The sequence below is a fragment of the Nostoc sp. GT001 genome (assembly GCF_030382115.1).
GTDB lineage: Bacteria > Cyanobacteriota > Cyanobacteriia > Cyanobacteriales > Nostocaceae > Nostoc.
In genome coordinates, this window is record NZ_JAUDRJ010000003.1 from 3,982,366 (window position 1) to 4,001,111 (window position 18,746).

The 18,746-nt window shown below is 40.3% G+C and carries 18 protein-coding genes and 1 pseudogene; 7 read left to right on the top strand and 12 right to left on the bottom strand.

Annotated elements, in window-relative coordinates; all coding sequences use genetic code 11:
• The first annotated feature begins 199 nt into the window (after nt 1-199).
• Nucleotides 200-1,057: a lysophospholipid acyltransferase family protein gene (locus QUD05_RS19840; protein WP_289797569.1), complete on the top strand. Its 858-nt coding sequence runs from the start codon at nt 200-202 to the stop codon at nt 1,055-1,057.
• Nucleotides 1,058-1,153: 96 nt separating this feature from the next.
• On the opposite strand, the gene QUD05_RS19845 is transcribed toward QUD05_RS19840, so the two are convergent.
• The 4 genes from QUD05_RS19845 to QUD05_RS19860 form a co-directional block, all read right to left on the bottom strand.
• Nucleotides 1,154-1,414 (bottom strand): MoaD/ThiS family protein, encoded by a 261-nt coding sequence (locus tag QUD05_RS19845; protein ID WP_099103963.1) that lies wholly within the window; start codon nt 1,412-1,414, stop codon nt 1,154-1,156.
• Between the two features lie 370 nt (nt 1,415-1,784).
• Complete coding sequence (gene gatC / locus QUD05_RS19850) at nt 1,785-2,075, bottom strand: Asp-tRNA(Asn)/Glu-tRNA(Gln) amidotransferase subunit GatC (RefSeq protein WP_289797570.1); 291 nt, start codon at nt 2,073-2,075, stop codon at nt 1,785-1,787.
• 110 nt (nt 2,076-2,185) lie between these two features.
• A complete protein-coding gene (locus QUD05_RS19855) occupies nt 2,186-2,707 on the bottom strand; it encodes a photosystem I assembly protein Ycf3 (protein ID WP_289797571.1) in 522 nt (173 codons plus the stop codon).
• 268 nt (nt 2,708-2,975) lie between these two features.
• The gene (locus QUD05_RS19860) at nt 2,976-3,677 is read right to left on the bottom strand and encodes an SOS response-associated peptidase (protein ID WP_289797572.1); all 702 of its coding nucleotides are present in this window, start codon (nt 3,675-3,677) and stop codon (nt 2,976-2,978) included.
• Nucleotides 3,678-3,876: 199 nt separating this feature from the next.
• Here QUD05_RS19860 and QUD05_RS19865 point away from each other — a divergent pair, with 199 nt between their 5' ends.
• Nucleotides 3,877-4,488, top strand: coding sequence for a glutathione S-transferase family protein (locus QUD05_RS19865; protein WP_289797573.1), 612 nt, complete (start codon nt 3,877-3,879; stop codon nt 4,486-4,488).
• A gap of 123 nt (nt 4,489-4,611) precedes the next feature.
• Here the strand turns inward: QUD05_RS19865 and QUD05_RS19870 are convergent, their stop codons facing one another.
• Both QUD05_RS19870 and QUD05_RS19875 read right to left on the bottom strand, forming a co-directional pair.
• Nucleotides 4,612-4,839: a DUF167 domain-containing protein gene (locus QUD05_RS19870; protein WP_289797574.1), complete on the bottom strand. Its 228-nt coding sequence runs from the start codon at nt 4,837-4,839 to the stop codon at nt 4,612-4,614.
• Entirely contained in the window at nt 4,817-5,233 is a 417-nt protein-coding gene (locus tag QUD05_RS19875) for a ribosomal maturation YjgA family protein (protein ID WP_289797575.1), read from the bottom strand. The genes QUD05_RS19870 and QUD05_RS19875 overlap by 23 nt, the downstream gene beginning before the upstream one ends.
• 849 nt (nt 5,234-6,082) lie before the next feature.
• On the opposite strand from QUD05_RS19875, the gene QUD05_RS19880 reads away from it, so the two are divergent.
• From QUD05_RS19880 to QUD05_RS19895, 4 genes are all read left to right on the top strand, one after another.
• Nucleotides 6,083-7,453 (top strand): calcium-binding protein, encoded by a 1,371-nt coding sequence (locus QUD05_RS19880; protein WP_289797576.1) that lies wholly within the window; start codon nt 6,083-6,085, stop codon nt 7,451-7,453.
• Nucleotides 7,454-7,739: 286 nt separating this feature from the next.
• The gene (locus tag QUD05_RS19885) at nt 7,740-12,932 is read left to right on the top strand and encodes an eCIS core domain-containing protein (RefSeq protein WP_289797577.1); all 5,193 of its coding nucleotides are present in this window, start codon (nt 7,740-7,742) and stop codon (nt 12,930-12,932) included.
• Nucleotides 12,933-12,943: 11 nt separating this feature from the next.
• Nucleotides 12,944-13,261, top strand: coding sequence for a hypothetical protein (locus QUD05_RS19890; RefSeq protein ID WP_289797578.1), 318 nt, complete (start codon nt 12,944-12,946; stop codon nt 13,259-13,261).
• Nucleotides 13,262-13,454: 193 nt separating this feature from the next.
• On the top strand, nt 13,455-14,588 hold the full coding sequence (locus QUD05_RS19895; RefSeq protein ID WP_289797579.1) for a type III secretion system chaperone family protein: 1,134 nt from the start codon (nt 13,455-13,457) through the stop codon (nt 14,586-14,588).
• Between the two features lie 53 nt (nt 14,589-14,641).
• On the opposite strand, the gene QUD05_RS19900 is transcribed toward QUD05_RS19895, so the two are convergent.
• A complete protein-coding gene (locus tag QUD05_RS19900; RefSeq protein ID WP_289797580.1) occupies nt 14,642-15,229 on the bottom strand; it encodes a L,D-transpeptidase in 588 nt (195 codons plus the stop codon).
• 685 nt (nt 15,230-15,914) lie between these two features.
• Here QUD05_RS19900 and QUD05_RS19905 point away from each other — a divergent pair.
• Nucleotides 15,915-16,331 (top strand): hypothetical protein, encoded by a 417-nt coding sequence (locus tag QUD05_RS19905; RefSeq protein WP_289797581.1) that lies wholly within the window; start codon nt 15,915-15,917, stop codon nt 16,329-16,331.
• On the opposite strand, the gene QUD05_RS19910 is transcribed toward QUD05_RS19905, so the two are convergent.
• The 5 genes and pseudogenes from QUD05_RS19910 to QUD05_RS19930 all read right to left on the bottom strand — a co-directional run bounded on the left by QUD05_RS19910 (nt 16,312) and on the right by QUD05_RS19930 (nt 18,630).
• On the bottom strand, nt 16,312-16,989 hold the full coding sequence (locus QUD05_RS19910; protein WP_289797582.1) for an MORN repeat-containing protein: 678 nt from the start codon (nt 16,987-16,989) through the stop codon (nt 16,312-16,314). The genes QUD05_RS19905 and QUD05_RS19910 overlap by 20 nt on opposite strands.
• Nucleotides 16,990-17,252: 263 nt before the next feature.
• Nucleotides 17,253-17,471: pseudogene (locus QUD05_RS19915) on the bottom strand (transposase); the annotation flags it as partial.
• A 105-nt stretch (nt 17,472-17,576) separates the two neighbouring features.
• Nucleotides 17,577-17,735, bottom strand: coding sequence for a hypothetical protein (locus tag QUD05_RS19920; RefSeq protein ID WP_289796906.1), 159 nt, complete (start codon nt 17,733-17,735; stop codon nt 17,577-17,579).
• On the bottom strand, nt 17,732-18,115 hold the full coding sequence (locus QUD05_RS19925) for a transposase (protein ID WP_289796907.1): 384 nt from the start codon (nt 18,113-18,115) through the stop codon (nt 17,732-17,734). Before QUD05_RS19925 ends, QUD05_RS19920 begins: the two co-directional genes overlap by 4 nt.
• Nucleotides 18,116-18,186: 71 nt before the next feature.
• A complete protein-coding gene (locus tag QUD05_RS19930) occupies nt 18,187-18,630 on the bottom strand; it encodes a helix-turn-helix domain-containing protein (RefSeq protein ID WP_289797583.1) in 444 nt (147 codons plus the stop codon).
• Nucleotides 18,631-18,746 lie beyond the last annotated feature (116 nt).

An 18,746-nucleotide genomic window follows, 5' to 3' on the forward strand; every position in this document is an offset into this window, starting at 1 on the left:
TATGTCTCTACAAGAGTTATGGATAACGCATATTTAATTTCACCAAGTATCTAATGATTAAGCGATCGCAATTAAGTAAAATCAACCCTTATGCGTCTATGTTGACTTTAATACAGAGTTTTAGCTTTAACCCAACCGGATTGAGTTATATCTAAACAAGGGATTGTTTGAACTTTGCCAATGCTGTTAGAATGCATCGATGTCAAAAAAGCAACATTTCTTAAACAAAAAAACCGGTTGGTCTTTGGATGAGCGAGATCCAAAGTTCATAGAATCTCTGATGCCCCTATTTGGGTTTTTGTATCACTACTATTTCCAAGTTAAAACTAGTGGCTGGGAGAATATTCCACCCCAGCAAAAAGTCTTATTTGTTGGTTCGCACAATGGCGGACTCGCAGCCCCAGATATGGTAATGATGATGTACGACTGGTTCCGAAGATTTGGTGTAGAGAAACCCATTTATGGTTTGATGCATCCCAAGGCTTGGCAGGTTAGCACGCCACTAGCGCAACTGGTCGCCAAGGCTGGAGCAATCATCGCTCATCCAAAAATGGCTTACACAGCCTTGCGTTCTGGAGCGAGTGTGCTAGTTTATCCCGGTGGAGCCGAAGATGTCTTCCGACCGCATTATTTACGTAACAAAATCTACCTTGCGGGGCGACAAGGATTTATCAAGTTAGCATTACGGGAAAATGTGCCAATTGTGCCTGTGATTTCCTGGGGCGCTCACGATACACTCATTGTCATCGCTGACTGCTACAAATTTGTACAGCAACTCCACGAGTGGGGGATGCCTTGGCTATTAGGTATCGACCCAGAAGTTTTTCCAATCTATCTCGGACTGCCTTGGGGATTAGCAATTGGCCCGTTGCCCAATATTCCATTGCCAGTGCCCATGTATACGCGGGTTTGTCCGCCAATTGTATTTGAACGCTACGGTAGAGAAGCAGCTAGCGATCGCTACTATGTCAATGAATGTTATGAATTAGTTGTTAGTCAGATGCAGCAAGAGTTAGATAACTTAATAAACCTAACTGCTAAGACCAATTCTCTTTGAATAGTTATGAGTTAGAAGTTTTGAACCTTTAACTCCTAACTCCTAACTCCTAACTCCTAACTCTTAACTCCTAACTCCTAACTCCTAACTCTTTTCCTAGCCGCCACTGACTGGTGGAATCAACACAACCTCATCCCCATCTTGTAGTAGGGTATCTGGTTCGACAAATATCAAATTAATCCCAAAACGGGTTATATCGCGCCATTGTGAGAGTTCAGGGTGTTCAGCTATGAGGCGATCGCATACTGCTTTGACTGGCATACTATTAGGAAATTCCAGCACTAGTTCCGAAACCCTAAAGGCTTCTTGATAAGCAGCGAACAATTTGACGGTAACAGTAATTACAGATTTAGACATATAACATACTTTGGCAGTACGAGCAAGTATTTTAATAGTTGCCAAGAATGTAAACAAATGTTCAACATAACTTATGTATGTTTTGCTTCCCCGCCCCTTGTGCGTGAAACAAATTTAAGTATACGTGGACATCCACTAAGCGTACTCTTACGGAGAAGTAAGCTACGCGGTAGCATCTCTAAGAGTTACTATGCCGTTGGCGTACTCTTACAAGTGTCGCGACAAGCCTCTCGTACCATTTTGTGGAAGCAAGTTATGCATAACGTCTCCCTTTGTGAGAAGAGAAGACTTTACGCTGCGCTATCGTCAATCTAAAATTGCAAATCGTTCGACTGAGCGTAGTCGAAGTCTAAAATCCCAAATTGTTTGACTATTCAGCATTGAGGATTTTTGGTACTTTGAAAAATTCGCCTTCCTGTTCAGGCGCACTATTCAGAATACTTTCTCGGTCAGGATAGGGTTGTAATTCATCCTCTCGTGTAATATTGCTGACATCAATTGCACGTGTTGTTGGCAACACATTACTGACATCAAGTTCATTCAATTGTTCGATATAGTCCAGAATACTTCCCAACTGGGTAGTGAATTGTTTCTCTTCTTCTGGAGTCAATTCTAAACGAGCAAGATTAGCTACTTTGTGAACTTGTTCTTGGTCAATCATAAATTGTCATTGGTCACTTGTACTGAGCTTGTCCTGAGCGTAGCCGAAGGGCCTAGTCGAAGTATTGGTCATTAGTCCTTAGCAAATGACAAAGAACTAATGACTAATGACTAAAAGAATACGTCAATTTGCGATCGCCCAGTGGTTTTTAGCCAGTTTTGAGCTTCGACATAGTTATTGGGGGCCATGCGAATCGCACGAATCCAATAGTCTGCTGCTTGGTCAAAAAGTGCTTCGCCAGCCTCATTATCTCCAGCTTCTTTTTCTTTTTCGCCTTGATAGTGGTAAATCACAGCGATGTTGTTCAAGGCTTGGGGCATACGTGGGTTTAACTCAATTGCCTGATGATATAGTTCTAAAGCCTTGTTGTGGTCGCCATTGCTGGCATAAATTAGCCCCATATTGTAGAAAATATAGCCGCGATCGTTGGTATCTTCCTCTAGTGTTAGAGCTTCTTCATAGTATTCCAATGCCTCAGCATATTCCCCTTCCGCTTGGGCCGACATACCATCTCGATAATAAACAAACGCTTCTTTCGCTTTTTTGTTGGTTGGCAGGATCTTCAGAATAATATCCGCCATCACAGTAAAGGATTTGTCAATAAAATTATCGTTCTTTTGTGTTCTTGGCATATTTCTCTCTAGGTATTGGGTATTGGGGCATTGGGGATTGGGGATTGGGGATTGGGGATTGGGCATTGGGAATTGGATATGCAGAAGAGACAAAGGTAGACAAGTCAGAGGGGGAAGACTTGGGAGAGACTTGTTCAATAATTCCTCGTTGTCCCCCTGCTCCAACTCATTACTCATTACTCATTACTCATTACTCATTACTCATTACTCCCCCGGTCCCCGCACTCTTTGCTCCCTCATCTCCCCAATCCCCCAGTTCACTCAATAGTTAATTTAACTGATTTGCGGGGGCATTCTTCTCGCTGAGGGGTACGATACATTCTGAACTATTATGTCGAGAGTTGTTTACCAAGGTGCTAACTGGATATGCAATCATTGCTGGCGCTGGATAGGGACGCAATAGCTGCTGTAGAGTTTGGGCTGTTTGCACTTGAGAATCTAGCCATAAATCGTAATCTTGTGGTTCCAGAATCACTGGCATCCGCTCGTGGATGGGTTGGAGTAATTCGTTAGCTGCCGTTGTCAAAATTGTACAAGAGATTATTTCTTCGTTAGCAGGCGATCGCCATCTCTCCCACAAACCTGCAAAACCGAAGGGTTGCCCATCTTGAAGACGAAAATAAAATGGCTGCTTCTTACCTTGTTGGCGTTGCCACTCATAAAAGCCATCAGCTAACACTAAACAGCGTCTGTGCTTAAAAGCCGAACGAAAAGCGGGTTTTTCAGCAACAGTTTCTGCCCTAGCATTAATCAGCTTTGCCCCCATTCCTGCATCTTTCGCCCATGACGGAATTAATCCCCAATACAACTGCTTAAATTCCCGCTTTTCGCTTTCGGTATTTTGCAACACTGTTGCCACCATTTGCGTAGGCGCAATATTATATTCCGCTGCCAAATCGGGAACTAACTCGACATGGAAAACTTCAGACAATCCTTCTGCCGACTGGTTTAGAGTAAATCTTCCACACATAGTTTTATTTTCGACCGCTAACTAAATTAAATGTCTCAATCTAGAAATAAATAATGTTTTTTTTTATTTTTTTGAATATTTTCCTGTAGTACGTTCAGATACTAAATACAAAAAAAATATCCGGTTTTGGGAAAATCTTTTGGTAAAATATTGTATTTTGAACCTTTACTTCTCAATACATTCCTAACTGTATTTTAACATGGAACTACTGCATCTGTACGATTTTTTACCTTCTGGTCATGGTTATAAGATACGTCTTTTATTGACACAACTAGGTATGCCTTTTGAGAGGATAGAGCTTAACATCTTGAAAGGCGAGACTCGAACACCAGAATTTTTAAGTAAAAATCCTAACGGTAAGATACCTGTTCTGGAAATCGAGTCAGGGAAATATTTGGCAGAATCAAATGCCATATTGGTTTATCTAAGTGAAGGTACAGAGTTTTTACCTTATGACCGCTTTTTACGAGCGCAGGTGCTGCAATGGTTATGTTTTGAACAATATAGCCATGAGCCTTTTATTGCTACATCAAGATTTTGGATTTCTATTTTAGGTAAAACTGAAGAATATAGTGAAGCAATCAAACAAAAACGCGAACCAGGCTATGCAGCACTTAACTTGATGAATAAACACTTAACTTCTCAAGATTTTTTTGTGGGAGAACGTTACACGATTGCTGATATCGCTTTGTTCGCTTACACTCATGTAGCTGATGAAGGTGGGTTTGATTTAACACAATATGCTGCTATCCAAGCTTGGATAGAAAGAGTCAAAACTCAACCAAGGTATATCAGTATTACAGAGGCATAAAAATTAGATGAGAGCAAGTTTCTATCTCTCCTTTCTTGTCTCTAGTAGAGAATGTACTGGGTGGAATGTAGCTCACATTCAGAAGGCAGCAAAGTCTTCACAAAAGATATTATTAAGCAGCAGTTAGGTATTCGTATCAATTTCCATCAGCTTTTGCCGAGAGGAGAAACCTGACTTAATTCTGATATGAGACTTCGGTACATCAAATTTATCCGCTAATAGTTTAATTAACTCTTCATTAGCCTTACCATCAACTGGGGGCGATTTTAAATAAACAGTCAAGCTACCATCAGGTTGTTCTTCAATTTTATGCTGCTTTGAATTAGGTTTAACCTTGACTTTTTTTTGCATAACCTATTCCATGTAATTGTCGCAGCCACAACCAGCCTAAAACAGAACCCAATACATAATGAGGAAAATCCCACCAAACAAAGGTCGTACCAAGTAACAATTTACCTATCAAGGTGGCGCGAATTTGCTCTAATAGTGGCGGATGCCAAAGTTGCAAGAATTCTAGTATACAGGTGATCGCAAAAACCCATATAGGAATTTGGATTACTGCTGCACGAGTTCTGAAAAACCAAAATGCGAACAGACACCAAAATATTTCGTAAAATACAGCTGCTCCGTAGTCATTAAACCAGTGATGGGCAGGCCCATTGTAATACTTAAACAAAAATCCCATCAGTACAACGATGAGTACAGAAATAATAATCAATATTGTTTGGTTACGGTATCGAAGCATTTTCTATAGGCTAGAGACTAAGCAAAATTTTAGCAACGGAACGACTATAAGTCTCGGCTGGGTAATGGGGAAGAAAATATAATTAAGATTTGGTTAGCGTCTGAATCCCCATTCAACTTTTCAAGAGTCCCCAATTTACGCGCTCTGGCTTTGCTTCAGTCCCCTTTCAATCCAACATAGGCTATTGCTCCAAATACAGAGTTGGGATGTATTTATCTATAGGGAAGCAATATATAACTAAATATTCATATTTATCATTCCACAGGATAGATAAATGTTATTTTGTAATTAAACATAATAGTTTTTTAACAAAAAAATGATATTTAAACCTAACCTCATGACAAACACCATCAAGCTAAAAAGCTGGCAACATCAACATTAACCAAACAAATCAGTAGATTTTAAAAAATATTTAATTTCAGGTTTACAAACATATATCAATTTATTATAAATCGGATTTATTAAGGATTTTTAAGATTTGATAAAAAAGTTCGTGCAGCCTTATACTCCATGATAATTAAATAATTACAGCATGGGTTCAAAAAGTTGCGGAAAAACCAAAATATTTGGCCTAATTATTTAATAATTTGCGTAATTAATTAATGGGTTTTCAGGAAATAAACTATCTGATTTTGTAGAGTAAGCGTTTCGCTTGCAATAAAGGGCTGGCTTTTTGTATCAGCCCACAGTAAGTAGTTGGATATTGTTTGTTGAGAAGTTCCTAACTAAATAGTTAATGTTTTTTAACGTGAGATTATGCAAATTACCAGTAATTTACATTGAACTGATAAATAGTTCTTTGATTAATGCTGAACTTACATATTTAGTGAAAAATTTAGGAGAGATAATATGGTTTTCGGTACTATAAATCCTGATACGATAAATGGAAGTTTAGGAAATGACACCATAGTTGGTTGGGCTAGTGGTGGTAAAGCCAATAGTGCCTCCGGTAACGATATCTTGAATGGCTTGGCTGGTAACGATTCCCTCGCAGGTGGGACAGCGAACGACAGCCTAAATGGTGGAGATGGCAATGATACACTTGATGGGGGCACAGGAAACGACACTCTAAAAGGTGGTGCAGGTAGTGATACCTTCAAAGGCAGTCAGGGTAACGACAACATTGATGGTGGAGATGGCATTGATACCGCAGACTACACTCAACTAGGTCAAACTATTAACTTGTCAGGTGTCGGAACTATTCAAAAAGCTGGGGGATTGGGAAAAGACCTACTCTTTAAAGTAGAAAAAGTTATTGCTAATCCTAAGGTTGCCAACAATACCATAGATGCATCCCAATCTTTGCCTGGGGTATCTATCGTCGTTAACCTGCAAACCCAAAGTTTAGCCGCAAATAACGTTCCTGGTTTAGGAAGATTGTCATTTACCGCAGTCAACTTTGATAATGTCATCGGCACAAATGGAAATGACAGCATTACTGGCGACAATCAAAATAACCGATTATCTGGTAATAAGGGCAATGACACACTTGATGGTGGTGTAGGTATTGACACTTTGAATGGGGGAGAAGGTGACGATACTTACATTGTTGACACTACTCTAGATACCATTACAGAGGCTGCGAATTCAGGTACAGATAACGTCCGGTCTTCTGTAAACTACATACTAGGATCCAATCTGGAGAATCTGAGGCTGAGGGAAGGTGGCAACATTACCGGGATAGGTAACAGTTTTAACAACTTTCTTTTTGGTAATACTTCTAATAACACTCTAAATGCAAGAGCAGGCGACGATACCCTAGACGGTAATAATGGCGATGATATCCTCAATGGTGAGGATGGCAATGATAGCCTACAAGGCGGGCCCGGCAATGAAATACTCAATGGGGGGTCTGGAAACGATATCCTCATCGGTACTTTTCCTAATAGTCCATTTCCACCTGGATTAGGGGAAACTGACACCTTAACTGGCGGGACTGGGGTAGATAGATTTATCCTGGGGGACGCTGAAAATGTTTTCTACGACGATAACAACATTATGAATCCTGGTTTTGGAGACTTGGCTATTATTACTGACTTCAACTCTAGCCAAGACCGAATTGAACTCAACGGATTTTCACAGGATTACCGCTTGCAAGTTGTTGGAAGCAACACACGAATATTCTTAGACAAACTGGGAGCAGAGCAAGATGAGATCATCGGTATTGTGCAGGGGGTAGTGGGTCTCACACTTGATAGTGACAATTTCACTTTTCTATGAGCGGAAAAATACTGGATGGATAAAATACAAACAATAGAAAGTACTAATATCAAAAGGCAGATTCAAGGATACTTTTCTTTGTGGCTAGGGGAACACGGCTGCGTGTTCTCCTTTATCCGACATGAAACTATTTACAAGCTAGTACTTATCTTCGGGGGAAACACATCTTAATTCTTTCTAATTGATTAGCGTTCTAAAATTATCTTGATAATTGCAATTTTGGGTAAATGATAATCAAAACTAATCACCTAGACAAATTGAATCGTCAATAGTTGCAAAAAAACCGATGAAATCCCTCAAAAGTCCCTCATCCAGCTTTTCTAATTCCCAAGCACCAGAACAAACTCCTCAATTGGCCTATAAACCGTTTGGCGGCCAAACTCAAAAAGCATCTTTTACGCCCGTGACACAAATGGACGTAGAGAATGAAGCTTTTGCAGAAGAAAAGATGGAAGCAGCTGGATTGGAATTACAAGCCAAGCATCGGACGATTACGCCAGAGGGACACGAACGGCTGACTGTATTGCAAGCCAAGATGGATCAATCATTGACTTCTCGACTGGAAAAAGCAACTCGATTTGGTCATAACTTTGCCAATATTCCAGTCAGAAGACCAGATACACCAACACCAATTCAAGCAAAGCTGACGATTGGGGAGCCTGGAGATAAGTACGAGCAAGAAGCCGATCAAACGGCGCGTCAGGTGATGCAAAAAATTCATCAGCCACTGAGTGGGAAACTTCAGCGAGAAGAATTACCTGATGATGAAGAAGAATTGCAAATGAAGCCAGAGGGCAGTATTCAGCGCGAGGAACTGCTAGAAGAAGTACAAATGAAATCTTGGGGAGAGACTCCCTCGCTGCAACGGGAGGAACTACCAGAAGAAGAATTGCAAATGAAGCCGCTTGGTACTTCATCCCAGATAGTGAATGAGGTAAAATATCCAAGCAAACAGCTTGGACATGACATTAGTCGAATATCATTGCGGCGTCCACAAACAAAACTGACAGTTAACGAGCCTGGAGACATTTATGAGCAGGAGGCTGATAACATCGCTCAGTTGGTGATGCAGAGGATGAGCGTAGGTCGGGAGGCATTACCAGAGAAAGAAGACCAATTACAAATGAAATCTCTGGCAGGTTCTATTACCCCTTTGGTGCAGCGTCAGGGTGGAGGAAGAACAGCAGCAACATCTGAGCTAGAAACTTCAATCCAACAAGCACGTGGCAATGGGCAGCCGCTGGCAGATGATATCAAGCAACCAATGGAGCAAGCATTTGGGGCTGATTTCGGTAGTGTTCGGATTCATACTGATGCTCAATCTAATCGCTTAAATGAATCTATACAAGCTCGTGCTTTTACCACAGGGCAAGATGTGTTCTTCCGTCAGGGCGAATATTCTCCTGGAAGTGATGCAGGCAAAGAATTACTGGCCCATGAGTTGACGCACGTTGTCCAGCAGAATGGCAGTGCAGTGCAGCCAAAATCTCTTTATGTAGCATCAAAAGAAAATAAACTTCAGACAAAAGTGCCGACAACCTCTGCGGGGTATGGGCTAGCTATCCAACTGCGAGAGAATTTCCAAAAACCAAGTGACGAAGATAAGCAAAAAAAATTAGAGTCTAAAACTGATACAGAAAACGGCGAACAACAAAATCAGCCTACAACAGAAAAACATCAAGCTACCCCGACACCCCCAGATAATGGTGGGAACGCGGCAACAGACCCACCTCCAACAAAAAAAGTTGGTGCAGCAGTAACTCAGAAACAAGTTGAGGTTGGGGGAAATCAACCAAAAGAGCCTGAGTCAAAAGATACCAAAGTTAATACAGAAAAGGTCGATTCTCAACAGCAAGCTCAAAACAAAGGAGCAGATGTAGGTAAGGGAGCCGCAGATTTACCTGGAGGAAACGCAGGGAAAGCGATCGCAGCATTACCAGGAACAAATGTAGCCATTACAGCAGATGATGGTAAAAAGGCTCCCACTTCCCCTGAAGATGACCCAGCATTTAAAGCGGTAGTCGGCACAACAAAAGAGGTTGCAGGACTTGAGAAAAAACACCCACCTGCCAATAGCAAAGCCCAAGAAGCCCAAGCGGCAGCTCAACCTCCAGGTAATGAAGTAGACAGCAAAGCGCAAGCCAATCAAGTTGGGGAGATGCAACAAGCCCCAACACCAGGATTTGACGCTGCCGCCTTCAAAGCCAAATTGATGGAGCGCATTGCTGATATGGCTCCCAAGAACTTGGAAGAGGCGGACAACTTTAAAAATAACAACAAACTTGACTCTGTTAAGGGCGATTTGAGCGGTCAGGTTAAAGAAGAACAGAAAAGCTCTCAGGGTCAGTTAGAAGAAAAAACTAAAGAAAAACCTGATGCCAGTGGGATTGAGGCTAAACAAGTAACACCACTGCCAAAGAATGAGCCAGGGACAGCGCCAACAGGCGTTGATGCAGATAAAGCTGCACCCAAATCTAAAGGACAAGCTGAGGTCGAGGCACCACTGCAAGATGACAGTAAAAAACTTGACCAGCAGATGAAAGAGGCGGATGTTACCGAGGAACAATTGGCAAACTCCAACGAACCGGAGTTTCAAGGGGCACTTGCAGCCAAAAAAGATGCTCAAACTAATGCACAAGAAGCGCCGCCACAATATCGCCAAAAAGAGCAAGGGATACTCGCAACTGCTCAAGCTACGGCAGAAGCTACAGCCCAGCAGCATTTGCAAGCAATGCACGGTATCCGTACCCAAAACCTGGGCCAGGTAGGGGAGCAGCAGATTGGAGCCAAGAGCAAGGATGAGCAAGCACGGACAAAAGTTGCTGGTGATATTAATAAGATTTATGACAAGACCAAAGGCAAAGTTGAGAAAACCCTCGGTGAACTAGATGGGCAAGTTATACAAGCCTTTGATGCTGGTGCTGCTGACGCAAAGATTGCCTTCGAGGATTACGTTGGCAAGCGGATGGACGATTATAAGAGCGATCGCTACAGTGGCATTTTGGGACCAGGAAAATGGTTGATAGACAAATTGTTTGGTATGCCCTCAGAGGTGAACGCCTTCTATCAAGAGGGACGGCAGCTTTACATTAATCAGATGGATGGTGTCATTAACAAAGTTGTCGCCATTATTAGTAAAGGACTGACCCAAGCCAAAGCAGAAATAGCCAGTGGTAAGCAGGAGATTCAGAATTATGTTAACCAACTACCGCAAGACTTAAAAGGAGTTGGTCAACAAGCTGCCGCAGACATTGACAACAAATTTGAAGAATTGCAACAAAGTGTTGACGATAAGCAAGATGAGCTAATTGACACCCTAGCGCAGAAATACAAAGAAAATTTGGAAGCTGTTGATGCCCGCATTGAAGAGATGAAGGCAGCAAATAAAGGTTTTATTCAAAAAGCTTTCGACTTCATTGTGGGAGTCATCAAGACGATCATTGAACTGACCAAAATGCTTTTGCAAGTGCTAGCGCGAGTTGCTGGCGTAGTTGGGCAAATCCTCAAAGACCCGATTGGTTTCTTGACTAATTTGATCCAGGCGGTGAAGCAAGGCTTCCTCAACTTTATGAATAATATCGGGAAGCACCTCCAGCAAGGATTAATCGGCTGGCTGACAGGCACAATGGCAGAAACTGGTATTGAAATGCCAGAAAACTTCGATCTCAAAGGGATCTTTAGCCTAGCAATGCAGCTTTTAGGCTTCACTTATGAAGCAATTCGTGCCCAAGCTGTGAAACGATTGGGTGAAGAAAAGGTCAGCCGATTGGAACAAACTGTTGATGTATTTCAAGTCTTAGCCAGTCAGGGAGTGGCTGGGATTTGGGAGTTTGTCCAAGAGAAGATGGGCGACCTCAATGCTTTGGTAATCGAACCCATCAAGAACTTTATTATTGAAAAAGTAATTACAGCCGGGATTGAGTGGATTCTCAGCCTGTTGACTCCGGCTTCAGCATTCATCAAAGCTGCTAAGGCGATTTATGAGATTGTCAAATTCTTTATTGAACGCGCCCAGCAGATTGCCGATTTAATTAATGCGATACTGGATGCGATTGGTGCGATCGCTAGTGGTGCGATCGATCAAGCAATCAAAAGCGTTGAAAATGCCCTAGCAAAATCTTTACCAGTCGTCATCAGTTTCCTAGCAAGTCTTTTGGGCTTGGATGGAATTGCTAGCAAGGTTCAAGCAATCTTCCGCAAACTGCGTAAACCGATGGAAAAAGCAGTTGATTGGGTAATTGATAAAGGCGCAAAGGCGTTTAAGAAAGTTGGTAACAAGGTTAAGAATAGTAAGTTTGGTAAGAAGGCTGGAGAACTGAAAGATTCGGCGAAGGAGAAATATAAAGCCGGTAAGCAGTGGGTTGAAGATAAGAAGGAAGCTGGTCAGCAATGGATTGAAGATAAGAAAGAAGCAGCTAAAAAATGGGTTGAAGAGAAGAAAGGAGCAATGAAAGATAAGTTTGGCGAAGCTGGCAATAAAGTCAAAGACAAGCTTAAGTTTAAGAATAAAAAGGATGGAAAATATACTTCTAATGTGCAAGCAGGATTAAAACAGCTTCATCAAGAGGAAGTTAAGTATGCTAAGGATGGCAAACTCAAACAAAAGGATGCTAAGGCAGTTGCGAATACAGTTAAGAAAAATAATTCTGTTTTCAAATCAATAACAGTTTTGGATGCTGGAGACAAATGGAAGTATAAATATGTTATCCAAAGGGGAACCGAAGATAGCCAATTAAAGAAAGGCAACGTCGTTTCTCAATTTAAACTAGCACCTGGTGGTATCGAAGCTCACGAAGGTCATAAGATACTTACATCATCAGGTAAAGAAAAGACGATACATATTTTGAGTAAACACGGACCTTCAGTGGTCGAAGCTGACTTGCAAGAGCGTTTAGACGCTATGAAAACCCAGTTTCGTGACAAGCGCGATCAAAATATACTGTTAAATAAAACTAAAATTGAAGCGACTCAACAGAGATTAGTAACCGCCGAGAATAGAAAGGCTAAACAAAAAAATCCAAATAAAGTAACTGAACTAGAAGCAAAAATTCAAAGTAATAAGGATAACATTGCTAAGTTACAGCAAGAAATAGCCGATTGGCAAGCTATAGACGAAAATAATCGAGATGCTGTTTTTGAAGCTTTAAATAAATGGAGCACATCGGGTATGCCTACCTATCGTGCTACAAAGTTTACGGATATCGGCAAAATGAAAACTGCTATCAACATAGCTTTACAAGATAATCAGCAAAAAATTGATGCAAGTTTTATTGAACAAGGAGTATCAAAGGCGAAGGGAACATCTCTAAAAATAGAACACCACTTTACAGGTGATAATTTAGGAATAGGATATGAACTAAATCAACAGATGCAAGTTGTTAAAATAGAGGTTCCTTTAAATAATATGGTTATGATTATAGCCATATCAGATGAAAGTAAATTTGAATACAAGGTAGAGACTGCATATTTAACACCGTAAGCTAAATGTTTATGAATGAAAATAAGGACTATTTAGAAGTAATTGGTGATTTTTTAATCCGGTTTTATCATGAAGAGCCAGACGACCTTCAAGCATCTATAAAAGCAGTAGAAACTATGACAAGTCTCTTTGACTATGAGTGGGAAGTAGCAACGGCTTTTAGAAATTTACTTGAAATGGAATTGCCTCCTGGTCAAATCAGGGATTTAGTTAGACTTAAAGCCAATCGCTACGCACAAAATGATGATGATGCCAGAGAATTTCTAAAAGAAATATATCAGAGTAATGATTTGGAGAATGCAATTAATTTTAAGGATTATGAAGATTGATACGTTGTGGACAGCGGCTCAAAAAATTAAAGAGTGAGTGAAACGAAAAAACTTTAACCAGTTCTTTGAAAACAGCAGCTTCTAGGAAATGCCTAAAAACTTAAGAATCCCTTAAATTACCTCTGGAATTCGCTGCCAGCATATCCTAAAGATATTTGATGAAGATATTTTGCAACTTTAATCACATCTTTGTATGGCAGATCACACTGAAACTTATCAGCTTAACACCGAGTTAACCCTACACGACTCCTCCCAAACACCACTAACCGTTCACGCCATTACCCTATCCCTCACCAAACAAGACAACGAACTCATCGAGTGTCGCCTCACCTTCCAAGTCAACCCACAACTCTACCAACGCATCGATACCGCCGCCTTATTCAATCTCAAACCAGATGCGCGTAACCCCCTATTATCTGGCAAATTTCTCAGCGAACCAGACGTTACCATCGAAGTCAGCCTGAAACCAGATTTATTACCACTCCTGTCTGAACACGCCGTCAACATTGATGAAACTGCAAAATATATCCTGAATTTAAGCCAAGAACAACCCGATAACCAAATCCTCTTCACCGAAAGTTGGTTGGGTTTATCTGTTAAACAGCAACAAGAATCAGATGAAATCGGCTATCGTACTCTTTGGTCTTATATTAGTCTAGAAAATCTGGCTCAAACAAGCGCTTCCGGTGAAGGAATTGCTGAAGGTATTGTCAACTTTTTTAAAGATTGGACTGAGGCAAATTTGTCAGCTAAAACTCAAAAATCTGCTGCCAAAATGCTAGAAGGAATCGATAAATTTTTGACTGAATTCGCTGATATTAACACAGATGACATAACACAAAAAATAGAGGCAGCTTTGCCATCAGATTCTACAGATGGTAGTATTTTTGAAGTAATAATTAATTTCTTCCAAGCTGATAATTGGCCGTTTGTACAACTTCCAGAACAGCCAGCTTTACAAATACCGTTCCAAGGCGAAAATGGCAAATGGAATTGTTACGCTAGAGCCAGAAGTGAACAAAATCAATTTGTTTTTTACTCAATTTTTCCAGTCAATGCACCAGAAAATAAGCGGTTGGCTGTAGCAGAGTTTATAACTAGAGCTAATTGTGGTATGATGATTGGCAACTTTGAGCTAGATTTTAGCGATGGCGAGATTAGCTACAAAACCAGCATTGATGTAGAAGGTGACAGACTCAGTTTTGCCCTCATTCAACGAGTGGTTTACGCCAATGTGACGATGATGGATGAATACCTGCCAGGGATAATGTCTGTCATTTATGGTAATGTCTCACCAGAAGAAGCGATCGCCCAAGTTGAAAGGTAAGCTAATCATTCAGCATTGGAAATTTTTAGTACATTTGTATAGAGTAAGCCAGACTAGGGTTCTACTATAACAGTTGTACTAAGTTTGACCATTTCATACAGTTCACGAACATCTTCGTTATACATCCGAACGCAACCATGAGAAGCTGCTTTCCCGACAGATGTTCTATCAGGAGTACCATGAAATCCGATGTATTCTCTGCCAACATTCCAAAATGCAATCCAGCGTTCTCCCAAAGGATTATTTGCACCTGGAAGAACTAATTTTCCAGTTTTAGGATGTGTCCAATCTGGGTTTTTCAACATCTCAATAACTTTGAACTTTCCTATTGGCGTTTCCGAACCTGGTTTACCAACCGCGACTGGGTAGCTAGCTTGTAAACTGTCTCCTTTATATACATACAGCTTCCGCATACTTCGTTTAAGTACTAGATGGATGTGTTGTTTAGAAACTGCGGAAACAGTTGGCTTGACTATAGGAGATGCTACTTTCTCAATTGTTTTTTGGGAATCTGCACGTTTCTCAATACTCACCCTAGCAGTATGCTGTGATTGCAGCCAGAAGAACAGTGCAATTGCACCAAAACCAATACTTAAACCAGTACAAAGTTCCAGGTTATTCTTGATTATCTTGTTTTGCATAAACTATTCAGCTTGGAGCGAAGCTAGCTATTTAAGTTAAAATAATCACTTTTTTTAATCAACTTTAAGAAATTAAACCAATTTCAAAAAAGAATGCGGCATATAAATACTTCTAAACCCTTGTTATTTATGGCTTTATAAATGAGCGTATGACTGAATTGGTATTATCTGATTTATCTAAGGGCATACATTGTACAATTCCAAATCTGAGAGGATGTTTGAAAAGTCGTTTTGTCGGTATCAAAAGTTTTAGAACCCTCTAAATCCCCCGATAAATTGGGGGGCTTTTATTCCGGTTTCCTCCTTTTTAAGGGGTTGGGGAGTCTAAAAGTATCTAAAGTCACGGCAAAACACTTTTCAAACAACCTCTGAGGCAATGCTTAAAGCCTTAATCAGGTTACCTGATATATTGTTCTCTCTTCATTACTAGCTTAAAACATGCTTTCCTCTCAACGAGCCAAAATTAAAGAATCAGCAAGCTTAATTCCTAAATTATAATTTTTGGCTTTCCATTTTGCCCTTTATAAATCTATAGTTTTACCATAGTCTTATTGGGAAATTGGGAGAGACTGAAGGTGCTTTTTGAACTGGTGTAGATGGTTGTTTTATTCTCCTTCTTGAAGGAGTTTGTCTCTGTGGTGTGTCCGTTACTAGTCTGACTCGTGGTCTAGATTCTGGTCTACTAATGGCTGTTGAACGCCTTGATGACCTTCTAGGTTCCTCTCTACCAATGAATGTTGAACGCCTTGATGACCTTATAGATTCTGCTCTACTAATGACTGTTCGGCGTGATGAAGAGCGTCTGCTTCCTGGCTGTATCGCAGGTCCTGCAGCAGGTAATCCATCAACAATAATATTATTATTACTATTATTATTGTTTGATGCTATTGCCGGCCCTGCAACAGGAAGTGCTTCTTGGGCCAGTAAACGTTGCGCTGGAAAACAACTCAAACTTGTGAAAACAACTAAAGCAGTAGCAGAAAGTCTAATTTTCATCTTCTTTAATAACCTTTGCTTTATGAATTTACTTCAGATGCACGCTACTAGAATGCCAAGCTCAATTAATCAGATTGATGTGCAGACTATCGATAATTCCTATTGAACTCTTTACACGACAAATTATCGCTTCCTTCTAACTTATCTGCGCGCCAGAGTCCATCTTTCTCAGTTTTATCTGTAAATATATATACTCCTTCTCCTTGACATTTATTATTAGCAAAGTTTCCTCTATATTCGTTTCCGTTTCTCAATTTTAAATATCCCAGCCCTTGCAACCGATCATTTTTAAACTGCCCTAAATAATAGTTAATATTACTTTCTACCGGATATAATAATCTCCCACAACCACTACGTTTATTATTTTTAAAGTCTCCATAGTATTGAAATTCATTTTGCTTAAAAGCCATCAACCCTCTACCATTGGCTTCTTTGGTTTTTGGATTGATCTGCCCGTAATATTTATAGACGTTAGTTTCCCAGGTTGGTTTGCCTGTAGCTGCGGGGGGGAGNGATAGCTGTTGATCTTTATCGCAAGGTAGTTGTGAGAATTTTGAAGAAGAAGTTGGTATAGTATCTGGTGTTGTTGTGGGAACTGGTACAGCAGTTGGTGTAGGAGATGGTTCTGTTGGGGAAGCTGGTACAGTGTTTGGCTCAGGAGATGGTGGCGATGCTTCTTGCCCTAGCATTTGCTGTATTGGAAGAACACCTAAACTTGTATAAATAAGTAAACAAGAAATATAAAGTATAAGTTTTATCTTCATAAAACACCTTTATTGTGTAATGTATACAACCTAAAATTCATTCAGAAACCCTAATTTTATGGAAAATCTTACTTAATTAATACTTGTAAATAACAGTATTAATCCCATCCATAGTTTGCCATCATAGTTACAAAATGCGGATAAGTACGTAATTAGGGGTATTCAGTATAAATATTTAATTTATCAAAATATTTGATAACAAACTAAGTATAAACCATTAGATGTATTTAACCAGCATAAATGGAAAGAAACTTAAGTATTTCTTAAGATTTTAGGATGTTTTGCCATTTTTGTGGGAAATTAATAGTAAAGTGCCTGTTTAATAAACTGCGTAATCCAAAATTGCTGAAGTCACGGAAGCCATATCCAAGTATTTTAATTAACTGATGTTTATTATTAATCCCTTCTAGAGTAACACTGGTAATTTTTCCATCAAAATAACAACCTATTTCACCCAAGTATCTAACCATTGTACCTAAATCAAGTGGGAGCCAACCAATTTACAAACTACCTCCGCTCTCCATAAACATCAGTTGCTAAATTATATGTACTTTCAATCTGAATAATTAAATAATAAGTAGGTCAACCTAATTAAACATAAAACGTTCAACTTGGTACTGACCTTGCACGGCTCTATTTTCTATACCCTCAATAATAGCGATCGCTAATTCATATTCATCGTCAAAAACTCGGCCGGCAAGCTCATCACGTTTGAGATGCAACCATTCGTCTTCAATGCGATTCATTTGTGGGCTATAAGGAGGTAGAAAAAAATGTACAATCCTTGCTGTTGCCAACGTTGATGCTGCTGGCGAGCCAAAAGACTTTTGTGAACAGAGGCATTATCGTGAATGATGACGGTAATTTGTCCAGTTTCCAATAAGCGGTGTGCAGCAATTTGAGCCTGCCAATCCATGAGTTGGACATAGGTCGGTGCTTTCAATGTTCCAAGCATCAAAGCGTAATTAAAACTAGATTTCGGCTCCCAAATACCGAAGATGTTGATCCGCCTACCGCGTCGTCTATTTTGTCGAATACGTTTTTGCTCTCCCCTACGCCCATAAGTATAATCAGTGGGACTAGTGCAGTAACAACCAGATTCATCCAAGTACTTTAAACAAACCAATCCTAATTTTGCCCATAGCTTGAGTAATTCCCAATCTTGGCGTTTAGCTTTTAAATATCCTGCATTCAGATTTAAAGCCGGACAGTAGCGGATACGTTTCCAATACCACCCCTTTTTTTGAGTAGTCGCCTGATTTGTTCGGCTCCTAGTTCGATTTGTCGTTCCTCAAATAGCTTTTGACTTAGCTGCCGAGCACTGTAACGACGATTTTGTCCCAAGCATTCTTCTACTACTTGCCAATCTTCTTCTTGCCAAGTACTCTTTTTTCCACGTCCTGGCGCTTCCCACAAACCTCCTAACCCTTGAAATTGCCAGCGTTTTATTGTCTGCCTGACCGTTTGTTGTGCCCAACCTAAATACTTTGCAATCTGAGGTACATTCCATCCGTGGGCATTGAGGCGCAAAGCGATCGCTCTTTGTTTGGTTCGATGTGGTACTTTATCTGCACAACTGAGTTCTTTTAGTGTCAGGTCTTCTTCAGTAGTTAGTATTATTCTTAACGCGCTAGGCATCATCTATCACTTGATTTCTGCACTCTATCTATCTTACGTTTTTTTTGGTTGACCTACTTATCCGGTAACAGAGCAATCGCAGAACTTTTCCGTCTCCTGAATTTACTATCTTTTAATGC